The following is a 15,373-nucleotide window of genomic DNA, read 5'->3' on the forward strand; positions in this document are numbered from 1 at the left end:
CATCATCGCGGTCTACGGGGTCAACGATATGGCACCGTGGGGACACATGTATGTCAATCCTGGTCTAACAGAGCCTTTCTTTTTGTGTATCTGCACCTCGTGAAAACCCGCCTGCTCCAGACACGCCTTTAATTCAATGTCCTTGTAGATGGCCATGCCGCCGATGATCTGCGTCCACCTTTCGTCCTTGTCCGTATCGCCATTGCTCTCGTTGCAGATAAGAATTGTCCCGCCTGGCTTCAGCGTCCGCCGGACCTCACGGAAGCATTGGGGCAAATCAGGCCAAAAATAGACGGTCTCAAAGGCCGTGACAGCATCGAAACAGCTATCCTCAAACGCCATATCCGCCACACTGCCTTGCAGAACGGCGCAACGCCCCTCCTGAATTGCAGTTCGGTTGAGCTTTCTGGTCTTCTCCACACTGACGGGCGAATAGTCGATGCCCTTGACGACGCCATGCGGGCATTTTTTCAGCAGCCGTTTTATGTTCGCCCCGCCGCCGCAGCCGCAATCCAGCACCTTGGCATTTGGCGCAAGTCGTAGAAATTGAAGTCCCCACCGCGCCACAGGGCCGTGGCCCAGATTCATCATGGCAACCATAAGTTTTCCGCCGGGGCCCACGGGCTTGCGGGTGTTTTCAAAGAACGACATCTGGCCCCTCCGATTTCATGCATTCCGCATAGGTCAACGGGAACGAGGCCTTCAGCACCGCGCTTTTCTGCACCGCCCAGCCGTTTTGACGCAGGAAACGCAGGTATTCCTCGCTTGTCCACCTGCTGTGGAGGGGGAATCCCGCCATACTCATAAAAAAGGCTTTTGCCTTACCGGAAACCGAGCTCCCCGCGTGGGTGAAGGTTGGCGCGATGAGCACGCCGTCGTCCTTCAGCACCCGCCTGATTTCTTGCAGGGCCTTTTCCGGATGCGGCACTATGTGAAGCGCGTTGGACGCGATCACCACTTCGAAGGACTTCTGTGCATAGGGCAGGCGGAACATATCTTGTACGGAAAAGTGCAACTTTGCGGATTGATTGTCCCGCTTTGCTTCAAGGATCATCTTTGCAGAAGCGTCTGTAGCCTCGATGTGCGCCGCCGCATTCACGATGCTCTTTGCGATAAGCCCCGTGCCGGTGGCAACCTCCAGCACGGTTTTTGCTTTCACTACCGGCCGGATCAGCCCATACATCTTTTCATACGCCGCCCGGTCGTTTCGCATGAAACGGTCGTACCGACCGGCATTCTTGTCCCAGAAACCCTTGCGTTCGTGCATGGCTGTCGCCCCCAACAGTTAGAGCCATCTAACTATAACACACGAACCATGCGGTAAGATGAGGCTAACCTTCTTTTCTTGGCTAAGACGCATCTCTCCGGTTTTCGCTTATAACGGCGCGAGTTAGATACTAGGCTGGAGCTGAAGAAGGAGCTTGGCGGGCAGGTAGGTCGATACCGGTTCCCGGAACGGTGATCCAGCCAATTACACCAGGGCTCTAGTCATTGAGTGGGAATAGAAAATTCCTTAGTTATGGGGGTATAAATTTGATTCCCTTTAGGATAAACCCCCATGACTATATGAATTGACCTGCTGACTCCAATGAAGATTGGAGGGTAACGGCCAGGGGTGACGGCCCAGCGAGTGTTATTTTGCGAGCTATGCGCATTGAAAGCGACCTTTCGTGTTATAAACTACTTGCCGGAAGCCGCGGCTTTCAGAGTACGGCTTACGTGTACGTTTAACCTCCGTGGGCGACGGGGCGCCGCAAGGCGTAGAATATCGCCCACCTGTAGGGGCCCGCAGCGATGCGGGCCCCGCTTCGTATGAAGGGGGCGTAGCCGATGAAGATCGTATTCACCCCCAGGACTTCTTCGACCTCGTCGAGGGCAACCGCGAGCTCATGCTTAAGCGCGACCGCCCCTGCATCGTGGTGGTGAGGCTGCGTTTCCACGGAAAGCGCAGGGACTTCGCCGTGCCGCTGCGTTCCAACATCGCCCCTAACGTGCCCAAAGACCAGTACTTTGCGTTGCCACCCCGCCCCACGACGCGCCCCGGCTGCCGCCACGGCATCCACTACATCAAGATGTTCCCCATAACCAAGGCCTACCAGCGCCGCTGCTGTATATGGCTTGCCTTGCTGCAAATAGCGATCAATGCCCGCGATGTTTCTGCTTGCGCTTCAACTTTCGCTGCTCGAAGCGCGCCTCCGCCTCATCCGCGCGACGCTGGCTTCTTGCTTGAGCCGACTCCCGCTTCATCGCTTCCCGCTGTGCCGCGAGAGCCTGTTGTGCCTTGGTGCTCACCGCGGGCCGTTTAAGGGCTTTTGCTGCCTCGCGAGCGCGCCGCTTGGGGTTCTTCGCGGGCTTGCTTGTTTCAGTGGCCTTGTCGCCGAAGAACGAGAGCTTCTCCCATTCGCTTGTAACGAATCGCAGGATCTCCTCATCGGACGGCTCCGCGCCGAAGACGATGCGGGCGACGCCGTACCTTCCGCCCTCGACATGCTCCGCCAGCCCGACCCAGAATTGGCCGTCGTGATATACGGTCAGGGTGGACGACACGCTGATCTGCATGGCTGGTTCCTCCTTTATGTAGATGACCATGCAGAGAAGGGACAACCAAGGAGGCAGGTTACTGATGCGGACTAGCGCACGCCCACGACTACCCGACGGGGACTGTGTTTTCATCTCTGGTGCCCGCATTGTAGCACGCGCGGACGCGCCCTTCATCGCTGCCGACATGACGTGGCTGGGGCTTACCCCTCCGACGCGTCTTTGCGCATATTGCCTTCTCGGTTTCGAAACTAAGTGAGAATAAGTTATCGGTACGCTTTTTTATAAAATGTAAAAAAGTACCCCCATAACTGATAAAATGGACGCTGAAAAAAAGGGGTGCATCTTGCGTATATACCGACGTGAAAAGTATCTGAAGCGAATGCGTGGTTTCTACCACGATGACGGGATGATCAAGGTGATTACCGGTGTTCGCAGATGCGGTAAATCCTGTCTCATGCAATCAATCGCAGACGAGCTTGTGGAATCCGGTGTAGCGAGCGACCATATCATCTATATCGACCTCGACTCACGGGAGAACAGGAAGGTCAAGACGACCGATGAGCTCGAAAATCTGATTGACATGTCGACTCCAGCAGACACTGAGGGGACGAAGTATCTCTTCATCGATGAGATTCAGAACGTAGAGGAATTCGAGCTGCTCATCAACGGCTACCGGACAGATGGCGGTTGGTCCATCTTCATTACCGGTTCGAATTCATATCTGCTTTCTGGGCAGCTTGTTACAAAGCTGACTGGTCGCTATATCGAGTTCGAGGTGTTCCCACTCGACTTTGCGGAATATATCGATATGAAGCGTTTTCTCGGAAAGCCTGTCAATGACCTTCTCGTGGGAGAGTTTACTGAGTATCTGACCCTTGGAGGCTTTCCCAAAGCGCTGGAGTATGAGGGCGAGGATGAAAAGCGCGCCTATATCAAAAGTGTTATTCACGAGATCTTTGAAAAGGACGTCAAACATTCGAACAAGATTAAGAATGTCTCGGTTTTCGATGCCGTCCAGACGTATCTCATCAACAACTTTGGTGCGCCGACGAACCTGAAGAACCTCCTTGCGTACTTCAATGATGTCGAGAAGATTCCCATCAAACGCGAAACGCTCAATCGGTATATCCAGATTCTTGTTGACGCGAAGATCCTTTATCGCTGCTCGAGGTTCGATCTCAAGTCTCGGCGATCGCTTATCCGCGAAGAGAAGTACTACCTGGCTGATCCCGGCTTCTATTTCGCCATGAACACGGATGCGAGGATTAACTACGGGCCGGCGTTGGAGAACGTGCTCTACCTCTATCTTGCATCGCGCGGGTACGAGCTTTCTGTGGGCCGTATTGGGAAGCTCGAGTGTGACTTCATCGCTCGTAGGCGCAATGCTTACGCCTACATCCAGGTCTCTATGTCGATTGCCGACAGAGGCGTCGAGGAGCGCGAGTACAGGCCGTTCGGCCACATCAGGGATGGGTATCCGCGCTACTTGTTCACGCTTGATCCTCTATTGCAGGAGAGGGATGGCGTCAGGCACCTTAACATGGCGTCGTTTATGCAAGATGGCGGTGATCTTATTTGAGCAGCGGCCAGATTCCTTTGGCGGCGTTATCGAACGTGTGCGTTCTCGTAGGCTCCTTTGATCTCTTCCAGCAAATCGTCGGGAATCAGCGCCTTCACCCTATTCTCACTGCCATCTTGAATCGCCTGTTCGTAGTATCAGCATTTGAACCTCAGCATATCCAGCGCACGGTTCATGTCCGCGCCGCCGAGAGCAGTGCGCCCAAATCGGCCTGGATCGCCTCCGCCTTGCTCTCGAGCTGCAGCGGGACCGAGTCGCCCGAGATATTTACGCTCAACAGATGCGCATCCGGCAGCTTCGCGGTCATGCTCCAGAACGGGAGCGTGATGATGCCGGGGGTCATCTCGCCCACGCCAAGCTCCAGCAACAGCACGCGGCAATCGGTGCGCTCGCGCACGAAGCGCTCATATCGTTCGATGCTCTCGCGCCATGCCGCGCCCTGCAGAAATGTGTCATCGCGCACCCACGGCACAAGCTGCCAGCCGCAGTGCGGGCATCGGGGGACATCCTCGCTGCGGACCTCGATGCCCGCACTGCCCACGTGGTTGTAATGATTGGCGTGAAGGCGGCCGTTGGAAAGAAGCTCATTTCTGTGGGGAAGAATCTTCTCGGTGAGTAAAGCTCATCGGAGCGGGGATAGAGCTTTGTCTGCGAGGTACGAAATGCTGACTAGCGGTTGCGACGCCTTGTTGCGGAAATGCCAACTGCCGCGACTACACCACCGGCAACATTCAGGGCTGCCGCCATCGCGCTGTTGTCGCCCGTCGCGGGTAGGGTGGTCTCGGCTGGTTTAACTGCCGTTACTGCCTTGGTGGAAACGGGATTTGCCGTCGGCTTTTTTGCTTCGGGCTGCGGTGTGGGCTCGGGCTTGGTTTCCGGTTCGGGTTTGGAACCGCTCGTATCGGTTGCAATCAAGTGCATGTCGCTGTCGAAGACGTAACGGATGTAGTAATCGTGCCGCGTCTCGTGCATAATTCCCTGCCCGCTGTCGAAGTCACGGTCAACGTGTGTGCCAAGGTGGGTTGAGCTGACAAGGTTCAGTCTGTAAGGGATTTGGTCGTCGGCGTAACTGCCTGTAAAGACTACGGTTGCTCTAACGTGATTGTCGATCATGGTCAGGGCAATAGAGACGCTGGCCTCTTTGGGGTTCTCGGTTTTTATAAGGCTTTCGGTATCGGTGTCGATCTTGAAGAGATGGACGGTGTCGTTAAGCCCGTAGATGAAGTCCTCGGGTTTGTCGGGAAAATCGTATACAAATGCCTCATTCTGGACCAACATGAAGGCAGGAGGGAGCTCCAGGTCATAGTTATGGTCGACAACGGTGGTAGCTGTGAAGTTGCCGTCCGTGTTGGCTTCGCTGCGGGTAATGGGCGTTGCGGCATCGGGTTCGGGCGTTTCGGCCGCTTGTGACGAACCGGGTAGCAAGAGCTGCCCTGACACAAGAATAATCGCTCCGAAGGCGACTATTCTAACGCCCGCATGACGCTTGACGCTGCGGATAAACGAGCCGGTTCGATCGTTCTGGGTTTGTGGTGCATGCTGTCCATACATAAGGCGCTCCTTGTTCGTAGGCCTGTTTCCGCGGATCTATAATGCGCCTGGCCGATGCGGCTAGGCTCTTTCGCGCGAACGCTTACGCGAGCAGGGAGAAAGCTCAAGTTAATTTTCCCACAGTCGATACTTTGCGAGCAACGATTTGCTGTTTAATTCTCGGAGAGAGAATCAAGACAGTCGAGGAGTTATCAGGCAATGAGATTGTGTCTAGAGAACACGAACGAGAGATGTGGTCTGCGGACGACTGAATAGCTCCATCTGTTTTGGTTACAACGAAATGTGTGCTGCGCGCCTGCGGCATGAAGAAGGGAGATTCTTATGAATATCGTTGTATTGAGTGGTAGCCCGCGCAAGGGCGCCAATACCGACACCATGGTCGAGGCGTTTGCTGAGACCGCGCGCGAGGCCGGCCATACAGTCGAGGTCGTCCGCGTTGCCGGCAAGAAGATTGCTGGTTGTCTGGGATGCCAGTACTGCTTTACCCATGAGGGCACCTGTGTGCAGAAGGATGACATGGCCAACGTGATTGAGCCGCTGAAAGGCGCCGACATGGTTGTCTTCGCTTCGCCTATCTACTGGTTCGATATCACCGCGCAGGAGAAGGCCGTTATCGACCGCCTGTACGCCTTCGGCGCTACGGGCTTCCCGTTCACCAAGACGGCCCTTTTGCTCGATAGCCACAGCGAGGGCGTCTATGATGCGGCGATCGCTATGTACAAGTCGGCCTGCGCGTACTGCAAGTGGGAGGACCAGGGCATTGTCACCATCAGCGGCATGGCCGAGCGCGACAGCATGGCATCGTCGCCCAAGTTGGAAGAGGTGCGAGAGCTCGCTCGCAAACTCGCCTAAGGACAAGAAGAACGCATGGCAATCGGTGTTGGTGGAAATGCTTGCTGTCCTTACCAAGAGGGTTACTGATTGCCATGCATAGTTGCTGACATTTTCTTTTGCAACTTTTGCTATTTTTTTTGCAAGTTTTGCTATCAGCTGTAGCTGGCCTTTATCTGAGGAACGCTCCTTGATTTATTGCTTATCGTTGGTAACTGTCACGGTCGAAATGTCTTCGCGGCAGTCGATCGCCCCTCGTCGAGCTCCTTCAGCCGGGAGAGACAGCGGTCCAGAAACCCGCTCCTGGCTTGCGCGGCAAGGAATCCGTCGCAGAAGCGGTCGCCACGAACGCACCACGTGATGCATGCACGTATCAGGTCAATGTCCCCATGGTCGATGTCGCAGCTGTCTATGCCTTCCGAGGTGTCGATGCTATGGCGTTCAAGCGTCTCGAAGTAGCTGGTGTCCGCGAACCCGTCCAGTTCATAGAAATCGTCGACGAAATCTTCGAGTCCGAGCGTCCCGCCCCCAAGCATGACATTCATGTTTCTGTCCGCCAGCCTGCCAGCGTACTTGGTTAGTCTTTCGAACATGTTCGCTACTTAGCTCAAAAGTCCGTTGTCGCCCAGGTAGTCCACGAAGGCATCGATGATCCGTGCCGTGCGAGTCGCGATGTCTATTTCGGTGAAGTCTCCCATGACTTGTGTCAGGCGCTTGAGTTCCGCGATCTTTGTTCCGGCTTTTCGCTTGCCATTGCCGTCGGTGTATCCCTCATAGTACTTGCGCTTGTCGCAGAATCTGTAGTCGGCCGCGCGGATGTTTACACGCTTCTCGAGCAGCGCCTTGTTACCCAGCGCCTCCAGGTTGGATTGGTCGACGAGCGGGTCTATCTCGTTGCGCTTCTTGGCATAGATGTGCTCAATTTCGAGCGTGGTGTCCAGGTCCATGAGCGGTTGATCTGGGTCTGCGTACGCCCACCAAGTGAGCATGGACTTCGTTACAGGCCTGCCGTTAGTGAACACGTAGGTTCGGAATCGCTCAGTAATATTTGCGCGATTGAAGTGGTGGTTAGGAAACTCCACCGGGCGGTGCTCAACGATGTTGATCATCTCGGGATACACTGGCGAACGCAGCGCGTTCACGCCGGGACGCTCGATGGCGTAGGCGAAAATGAATGCCGTGATCTTGTTTAGAAAGCCGTAGAGTGCCTCGTCGTCGAGGACACCCTTGCTGTCGCTGTTGGCAAGGAACCAGACGCTTAGCAGATAGGTCCACATGCCGTTGGGGGCGTAGTTCAGCACGAAGAGCCTGCGGAGCACGCGCTCGCTGAATCCTTCCTGCGCGTCGACGCGTTTCCAGAAGCCGAGCAGGGCCTCAAGATCGCCGAGCGTGGCGTCCTCCTTGAGTATGGCGTAGCCATCGGCACCGAAGAAGTCGCGCAACGATGCGGTGGTCGTGTCGCGGATGCCTTTCTTCGCGCGGCGGTAGTACATATAGCGCGTAAATAGCTCATCGGTTGGTGTACCGCGCATGGGCCGGAAGATAGCGTTCGCTCCCTCCTCGAGCCCCTTCCAGCGACGGATGAACTCATCCTTGCGCCCCGTGTCGGAATAATGCTTGTAGAACTGGCTCTTGAAGATGTCGGCATCCGAGAGAGGCAACCCTCGGTCGTTTAGAGTCGAGAAGATGCGTAGCGCGGTGTCCTGCGACTCCGCTTCAATGGGCAACAGTATCACATTGTTGATGACGCGTGTGGCCATGTAGACGGTGTAGGTGGGCCACTCGCTCACCAGTTGCTCAATTTTTCTCTGGAAGAAAGCAAAGTTGCGGGCATAGGCGCTTTTCCAGCCATCGCCTACATTGCCCTCTCGTAAAATCTCGAGGAATTCATTTTTGTCGTTGTCCGATGCAACCTCGGAGTCGATCTTGAGACGCTCCATGTCGGGCTCGTCGAACTCGTCGGTCTTCCATACACAACGGGCGATTGCCTCGCGCATCTTCACAGACTGCTTATCCTTCATGTTGGTGAACTTGTCGTAGAACGCGCGGAGCAGCAGCATGATGGTGGTGAGGCGTTGCTGGCCGTCAATGATCTCGAGTTGGCCAGAGAGGTTCTTAAAGGTGACGATGGGTCCTAGGAAGTATTCGTCGTTCTCGCTGTCGAAACGCTCGTAGTCATCGCCTGGAAAAGCGAACGAGAACAGGTCATCCCACAGCGTTGCGCATTCATCCTCGCCCCAGGCGTAGGGCCTCTGGTAGTCGGGGATGAGGAAGTCTGATCGCTTATCGGTGAGAAGATCGCGAATCGATCGCTGGTCGATGTTGAGCTTGGACATGAGCTGTACCTTCCGCGCGGGAACAATCAAGATGACACGGATTATATCGCCGAAGTCGTCATTCGCTCTATTGCTGCGAGCTACTGAATCTAGCAACCTCTGGCCAACCCTCTTGGTTTCATGTCGTGATCCATATCGGCGCCGATCAATGCCCGTGATGCTTCTGCTTGCACCTTCTTTGGAGAGCGCGAACGAGAGATGCGATCTACAGACGACTGAATAGCTCCATCTGTTTTGGTTACAACAAAATGCGTGCCGAGCGCCTGCGGCATGAAGGAGGGAGTCTTCGCTTCGCCCATCTACTGGTTTGATATCACCGCTCAGGAGAAGGCCGCCATCGACCGCCTGTACGCCTTCGGTGCCACGGGCTTCCCGTTCACCAAGACGGCCCTCTTGCTCGATAGCCACAGCGAGGGCGTCTATGATGCGGCGATCGCTATGTACAAGTCGGCCTGCGCGTACTGCAAGTGGGAGGACCAGGGCATTGTCACCATCAGCGGTATGGCCGAGCGCGACAGCATGGCATCGTCGCCCAAGTTGGAAGAGGTGCGAGAGCTCGCTCGCAAACTCGCCTAAGGACAAGAAGAACGCATGGCAATCGGTGTTGGTGGAAATGCTTGCTGTCCTTACCAAGAGATAGGAGCGAATTCCCTCAAGTGCCGTATAGAACAATTTTTAAACGCAGAAAAATAACTGAAAACAAATTAATCAGCGTTAAAATATTGTCAAATAGAAGTTCATGAGGGAAGGTTGCGTATGCGTCGTAAGGCAGACGAGCTCCTTAGGGAATGGCGAGACAGGGCTGATAGAAAACCTTTGCTGGTCAAAGGCGTGCGCCAGTGTGGCAAGACCTATCTGCTCAGAACGTACGCCCAGGATCTTTTCGAATCGGTTGTCTACGTTAATCTTGAGAACGACCGGTCGGCGCGAGCGGATTTTTCGGGCGGTCTCGACCCTCATTCGATCGTACGCGCGATCGAGGCTCGTACGGGACAGCGTATCGTGCCTGGCAAAACCTTACTGTTCATTGACGAGATCCAGGCATGCGAGGAAGCGCTCACTTCCCTTAAATACTTTTGCGAAGATGCTCCTGAGTATTACGTTGCGGCTGCTGGGTCGCTTCTTGGGGTTGCCATTAACCATCAGTCGTATTCGTTCCCCGTTGGAAAGACCGACTTGATTGAGATGACTCCACTCGATTTCGAGGAGTTTCTCTGGGCGATGGGGCACGATCGGCTGGTCGACGAGATACGCTCGTCATTCGAGTTAATGGGTCCTCTTGCGCCAAGCCTTCATGAAAAGGCGCTTGGGCTCTATCGACAGTATCTTGTTGTTGGCGGAATGCCCGAGGCGGTCCAAACGTACATCGATGATCAGTCAATCATTGATGTGGCCGAAAAGCATCGGATTATTCTCGACGGATATTCCGCCGACACCAATAAATATGCTGATGAACGCTTGAGCGCAAAGACGCGTGCGTGCTTCGATTCCATTCCACAGCAGCTTGCCAAAGAGAATCGTAAATTTCAATACAAGGTAGTGCGAGCGGGGGGCAATGCGTCTCTCTTTGGAGATGCTCTCGACTGGCTTGTATTGTCGGGTACGGTGGCGCGCTGCAGCCTAGTCGGGCAGATCGAAAGCCCGTTAGAGGCCTTCGTTAACCCTTCTGCTTTTAAAATCTATCAGGCGGATACGGGGATGCTCGTCTCCAAGGCCGGTGCTCAACGCGCCGATATTCTTGCCGGCATCGGCGGCACATTCATGGGTGCACTTACCGAAAACTACGTTGCCCAACAGCTTTCAGCCATGGGCTATCCGCTGCATTATTGGGCGCGAGATAATCGTGCGGAAATCGACTTTGTAGTAGAGAAGCAGGGATGCTTGTCTGCGATTGAAGTCAAGGCGGGGGAGAACACAAGATCTCGAAGCCTGTCCTCACTTAAAAAGACCCATCCGGGCGTGCGTCTTATCAGGCTATCGACTAAGCCCTTTGGAATGAATGATGGACTTATGTCTGTTCCACTTTATGCGGCATTTTGTCTATAGGGATGATGTTGCTGTAATGCATGGGGCCCGGAGCGCGGCATTTACTGCGCTCCGGGCCCCGTTGGTTTGTAAAACCATGACGGTTTGGCCACTGTTGTTTTAGTCAAACAAGCTCGGCATGTCGTTTTCTTTCATGAGGGCACCGGCTGAGGGGAGGCTCTGCGCGGTGAACTTCTCGGCCGAGACACCGGCGCCAAGAATCTCCTCGGTTGTGCCGACAGTGGTGACCGAGCGGCCCTTCTTGGCCGTAAAGGCCTGGACGCCCTGCGTGTTGGTGGTCGTCTTGGTCTTGAGCAACGACGTGTTGAAGTTCATCAGGCGGTAGTCGCTCGAGACCAGCGCGATGTCGCGATCTTCCTTGAGCACCTGGGCATACTGCAGCTTGCTGCCGCCATAGATGGCGTTCTTGAGGCGCTTGCGGTTGGTCTTGGTGACGTATCCAGAAAGCGCGACGCGCACCACGCGGCCGTTCTCAAAGACGAATAGCACGTCGGCCTTGTAGTCCTCGGGGTCGATGACCCAGATGACGCTCTCGTCGGGTTCCATCTCAAGATCGGTCGGCAGGTACGAGCCCAGCTGGGCCGACTTGGTGTCCTCAAACGCTGCGACCTTGCACTTGTACACCTGGCTCTTGTTGGTAAAGACCAGCAGCTCGTGGGTGTTGGAGGACGGGAACTCGATAAAGGGTCTGTCGCCGTCCTTGTACTTGAGCGTGGTCGCCTTCTTGAGCACGCGGTTCGTCATCTTCTTAAGGTAGCCGTCGCGCGAGAGCATGATGGTGACCGGGTACTCCTCGACCTCGGGCTCCAAGCTTACCTCGATAACCTCATGGGGTTCGATTCTGCCCGTGCGGCGCGGCATCACGTACTTCTTGTTGACCGCGGCCAGCTCGTCGCTGATGACCTTCTTGATGTTCTCCTCGCTGGAGAGGATCTCCTCAAGCTCGGCAATCTCGCCCTCAAGCTTGGCAATGTCCTTGGTGCGGTTGAGGATGTACTCCTCGTTGATGTTGCGGAGCTTAAGCTCGGCAACAAACTCGGCCTGGGTCTCGTCGATGTCGAAACCCTTCATAAGGTTGGGCACGACCTCGGCTTCGAGCTTGGTGCCGCGGATGATGGCGATAGCCTTGTCGATATCGAGCAAGATCGCCTCGAGGCCGTGCAGCAGGTGCAGGCGCTCGGACTTTTTGCCCAGGTCAAAGTTAATGCGGCGACGCGTGGACTCAATACGCCACTTGACCCACTCGTGCAGAATCTGGCGCACACCCATAACGCGGGGATAGCCATCGACCAGCACGTTGAAGTTGCACGAGAACGAATCCTGCAACGTGGTCGAGCGATAGAGCTTGGCCATAAGCTTGTCGGGGTCGACGCCGCGCTTAAGGTCGATGGCGATGCGCAGACCCGAAAGGTCTGTCTCGTCGCGGATGTCTGCGATCTCCTTGACCTTGCCCTCCTTGGAGAGCTTGACGATGCGTTCGATGATGACATCGGTCTTGGTGGTGTAGGGGATCTCGTAGACCTCGATGATGCGCTCTTCGGGAATCCAGCGCCAGCGGGAGCGAATCTGGAAGCTGCCAAGGCCGGTCTCGACGATCTTCTCCATCTCCTCGCGGCGGTAGATGATCTCGCCGCCGGTCGAGAAGTCGGGCATGGGCATGTACTCGAGCAAATCGCAGTCAGGATCCTGCAGGTAGTGCATCGTGGCGGTGCAGACCTCGTTGAGGTTGAAACCACAGATGTCGGACGCCATGGCGACGCCGATGCCCTTGTTGGCCGAGACAAGGATGTTGGGGAACGTGGTGGGCAGCAGGCGCGGCTCCTTCATGGCACCGTCGTAGCTGTCGACGAAGTCGACCGGGTCCTTGTCGATGTCCTTGAAGATCTCGGCGCTGATGGGGGAGAGCTTGGCCTCGGTGTAACGCGAGGCGGCGTAGCTCAGGTCGCCCGAATAGTACTTGCCAAAGTTGCCCTTCGACTCCACGAAGGGCGCAAGCAGCGCTTCGTTGCCCGTCGCCAGGCGCACCATCGTCTCGTAGATCGCGGCATCGCCGTGCGGGTTGAGCTTCATGGTCTGGCCCACGATGTTGGCGCTCTTCTGGCGCTCGCCCTTGAGCAGACCCATCTTGTACATGGTGTAGAGCAGCTTGCGGTGCGAGGGCTTAAAGCCGTCGATCTCGGGGAACGCACGCGAGACGTTGACGCTCATGGCGTAGGGCATGTAGTTGACCTCGAGCGTCTGCGTGATCGGCTGGTCGGTGACCTCGGAGTGCAGGCCGATGACGTTTTCGGCGTTAACCTGCTTTTTCTTTGGCTGGTTCTTCGTCTTCTTCTTTGCCACGATATCCTCTTGAACTTCTTATGGGCCGTCGTTATCGATTTACTGCTACTGCAGGTCCAGCTGGTCCAGGTATTCCTTGCCGTGCTCGGAGATATGGCGCTTGCGGCCTGCCTCGTCGTTGCCCAGCAAAAGGTTGAACATAGTTTCCATCTTGGCGACGTCCTCGGGCTCCACCTTGATCAGGCGACGCGTCTCGGGGTTCATGGTGGTGAGCCACATCATGTCCGGATCGTTCTCACCAAGACCCTTGGAGCGGTTGATGGAGCACTTTTGGTCGCCGATCTCCTTAAGGATGCCGTTCTTCTCGAGCTCGGTGTAGGCAAAGTAGGTCTTCTCTTTGCAGTTGATCTCGTAGAGCGGCGACTCGGCGATATACACGTAACCCTCGTCGATAAGTGTGGGCACCAGGCGGTAGAGCATGGTGAGCACGAGCGTACGGATGTGATAACCGTCGACGTCGGCGTCCGTACAGATGATGACTTTGTCCCAGTTGAGGTTGTCCAGGTCGAAGGCGCCGAGGTTCTTGATGCGCTTGTCTTTGATCTCCACACCGCAGCCCAGCACGCGCATGAGGTCCATGATGATGTCGGACTTAAAGATGCGCGGATAATCCTCCTTCAGGCAGTTGAGGATCTTGCCTCGGACGGGCATGACACCCTGGAACTCGGCATCGCGCGAGGTGCGAATGGCGCCTGCTGCCGAGTCGCCCTCTACGATGTAGATCTCGCGGCGGCTCTTGTCCTTGGAGCGGCAGTCGATGAACTTCTGCACACGGTTGGCCATGTCGGTCTTCTGCTGCAGGTTGGTCTTGATGCTCTGACGCGTCTTCTCGGCGTTCTCGCGCGAGCGCTTGTTGATGAGCACCTGTTCCATGATCTTGTTGGCGGCGTCTTTGTTCTCGATCAGGTAGGTCGAGAGGCGCTCCTTAAAGAAGGCCGTCATGGCCTGCTGGATAAAGCGGTTATTGATGGCCTTCTTGGTCTGGTTTTCGTAGGACGTCTGGGTGGAGAAGCAGTTGGTCACCAGCACCAGACAGTCCTGGACGTCCTGCCACTTAATGCCGCTCTCGTTTTTGTTGTACTTGCCTTGTTGCTTGATGTAGGCATCGATGGCGCTGGTCAGAGCGCTACGGGCCGCCTTCTCGGGTGAGCCGCCGTTCTCGAGCCACGATGAGTTGTGGTAGTACTCCTGCATCATGAAGGTGCGCGAGAAGCACATGCACGCGGTGATTTTTACGTTGTAATCGGGCAGGTCCTCGCGATCGCGACCGCGACGGTCGGCCTCGATAAAGAAGGGCTCGGTAAGGTAGTCGGTACCGACCTTCTCGAGCACGTAGTCCTCGATGCCCTTGGGATAGCAAAAATCCTCTTCGGAAAACTCGCCATCGTCGCCCTCGATACGCAGGCGGAAGGTCACGTTAGCGTTGACCACGGCCTGACGGCGCATGGTTTCGCGATACCAATCGTGGGGAATGCTAATCGAGGTAAAGACCTCAAGATCGGGGCGCCACTTGATGGTGGTGCCGGTGCGGTTCTCGTCGCTGGGCTCAATCTCGAGTGCCTTCTTTTTGGCACCGACGACCTTGCCTTTTTTAAAGTGCAGGGAGTACTTGTTACCGTCACGCCAGACGGTGACGTCCATGTACTCGGAAGCGTACTGGGTCGCGCAGGAGCCCAGGCCGTTGGTGCCGAGCGAGAAGTCGTAGTCGCCGCCCTGGTTGTTGTTATACTTGCCACCGGCGTAGAGCTCGCAGAAGACGAGCTCCCAGTTAAAGCGCTTCTCGGAAGGGTTCCAGTCGAGCGGGCAGCCACGGCCATTGTCCTCTACCTGGATAGAGCCATCGCGAAAGGCGGTAAGGGTGATGAGCTTGCCGTAGCCCTGGCGTGCCTCGTCAACGGCGTTGGACAGGATCTCGAAGGCGGCATGCGCGCAGCCATCGAGTCCGTCCGAGCCAAAGATGACGGCGGGGCGCAGGCGTACGCGCTCCTCGTCCTTGAGCTGACGAATACTGTCGTTACCATAGTTTGCGGTGTTTTTTGCCATGCTCGCTCTCTTGGTACTTCCTCTTGTGTATTTAAGTCGTATAGATAGTCAAGGTAGCATAGCCCAGCCCGTGGGCGATTCCAACCAACACGAAATCCATCGAACA

13 protein-coding genes are annotated in these 15,373 nt (G+C 55.8%); 4 read left to right on the forward strand and 9 right to left on the reverse strand.

Annotated elements, in window-relative coordinates:
- Positions 1-12: 12 nt before the first annotated feature.
- The 3 genes from AB5202_RS00005 to AB5202_RS00015 form a co-directional block, all read right to left on the reverse strand.
- Entirely contained in the window at positions 13-651 is a 639-nt protein-coding gene (locus AB5202_RS00005; protein WP_368143473.1) for a class I SAM-dependent methyltransferase, read from the reverse strand.
- A complete protein-coding gene (locus AB5202_RS00010) occupies positions 638-1,267 on the reverse strand; it encodes a class I SAM-dependent methyltransferase (protein ID WP_368143472.1) in 630 nt (209 codons plus the stop codon). Before AB5202_RS00010 ends, AB5202_RS00005 begins: the two co-directional genes overlap by 14 nt.
- A gap of 872 nt (positions 1,268-2,139) precedes the next feature.
- The gene (locus AB5202_RS00015) at positions 2,140-2,559 is read right to left on the reverse strand and encodes a YjdF family protein (RefSeq protein ID WP_289545766.1); all 420 of its coding nucleotides are present in this window, start codon (positions 2,557-2,559) and stop codon (positions 2,140-2,142) included.
- A gap of 388 nt (positions 2,560-2,947) precedes the next feature.
- Here AB5202_RS00015 and AB5202_RS00020 point away from each other — a divergent pair, with 388 nt between their 5' ends.
- Positions 2,948-4,120 carry an ATP-binding protein gene (locus AB5202_RS00020; RefSeq protein ID WP_368143471.1) on the forward strand — a complete coding sequence of 391 codons (1,173 nt, stop codon included), beginning with the start codon at positions 2,948-2,950 and terminating at the stop codon, positions 4,118-4,120.
- 172 nt (positions 4,121-4,292) lie between these two features.
- Here AB5202_RS00020 and AB5202_RS00025 read toward each other — a convergent pair whose 3' ends face one another.
- On the reverse strand, positions 4,293-4,661 hold the full coding sequence (locus tag AB5202_RS00025) for an SIR2 family NAD-dependent protein deacylase (protein WP_368143470.1): 369 nt from the start codon (positions 4,659-4,661) through the stop codon (positions 4,293-4,295).
- Between the two features lie 128 nt (positions 4,662-4,789).
- Entirely contained in the window at positions 4,790-5,671 is an 882-nt protein-coding gene (locus AB5202_RS00030) for a hypothetical protein (RefSeq protein ID WP_368143469.1), read from the reverse strand.
- Positions 5,672-5,992: 321 nt separating this feature from the next.
- On the opposite strand from AB5202_RS00030, the gene AB5202_RS00035 reads away from it, so the two are divergent.
- Positions 5,993-6,523 carry a flavodoxin family protein gene (locus AB5202_RS00035; RefSeq protein WP_368143468.1) on the forward strand — a complete coding sequence of 177 codons (531 nt, stop codon included), beginning with the start codon at positions 5,993-5,995 and terminating at the stop codon, positions 6,521-6,523.
- Between the two features lie 197 nt (positions 6,524-6,720).
- On the opposite strand, the gene AB5202_RS00040 is transcribed toward AB5202_RS00035, so the two are convergent.
- Complete coding sequence (locus tag AB5202_RS00040) at positions 6,721-7,095, reverse strand: DUF6508 domain-containing protein (RefSeq protein WP_368143467.1); 375 nt, start codon at positions 7,093-7,095, stop codon at positions 6,721-6,723.
- A gap of 9 nt (positions 7,096-7,104) precedes the next feature.
- Positions 7,105-8,838 (reverse strand): DUF262 domain-containing protein, encoded by a 1,734-nt coding sequence (locus AB5202_RS00045; protein ID WP_368143465.1) that lies wholly within the window; start codon positions 8,836-8,838, stop codon positions 7,105-7,107.
- 270 nt (positions 8,839-9,108) lie between these two features.
- On the opposite strand from AB5202_RS00045, the gene AB5202_RS00050 reads away from it, so the two are divergent.
- Complete coding sequence (locus AB5202_RS00050) at positions 9,109-9,414, forward strand: flavodoxin family protein (protein WP_368143464.1); 306 nt, start codon at positions 9,109-9,111, stop codon at positions 9,412-9,414.
- A 180-nt stretch (positions 9,415-9,594) separates the two neighbouring features.
- Entirely contained in the window at positions 9,595-10,884 is a 1,290-nt protein-coding gene (locus AB5202_RS00055; RefSeq protein WP_368143463.1) for an ATP-binding protein, read from the forward strand.
- Positions 10,885-10,983: 99 nt separating this feature from the next.
- Here the strand turns inward: AB5202_RS00055 and AB5202_RS00060 are convergent, their stop codons facing one another.
- Together AB5202_RS00060 and AB5202_RS00065 are read right to left on the reverse strand one after the other, a co-directional pair.
- Positions 10,984-13,224, reverse strand: a complete 2,241-nt coding sequence (locus AB5202_RS00060) for a DNA gyrase subunit A (protein WP_368143462.1) — start codon at positions 13,222-13,224, stop codon at positions 10,984-10,986.
- 45 nt (positions 13,225-13,269) lie between these two features.
- Positions 13,270-15,267 carry a DNA gyrase/topoisomerase IV subunit B gene (locus tag AB5202_RS00065; protein ID WP_368143461.1) on the reverse strand — a complete coding sequence of 666 codons (1,998 nt, stop codon included), beginning with the start codon at positions 15,265-15,267 and terminating at the stop codon, positions 13,270-13,272.
- Positions 15,268-15,373: the final 106 nt, after the last annotated feature.

It is taken from the genome of Collinsella aerofaciens (genome assembly GCF_040915545.1).
Taxonomy (GTDB): Bacteria; Actinomycetota; Coriobacteriia; order Coriobacteriales; family Coriobacteriaceae; genus Collinsella; species Collinsella aerofaciens_BE.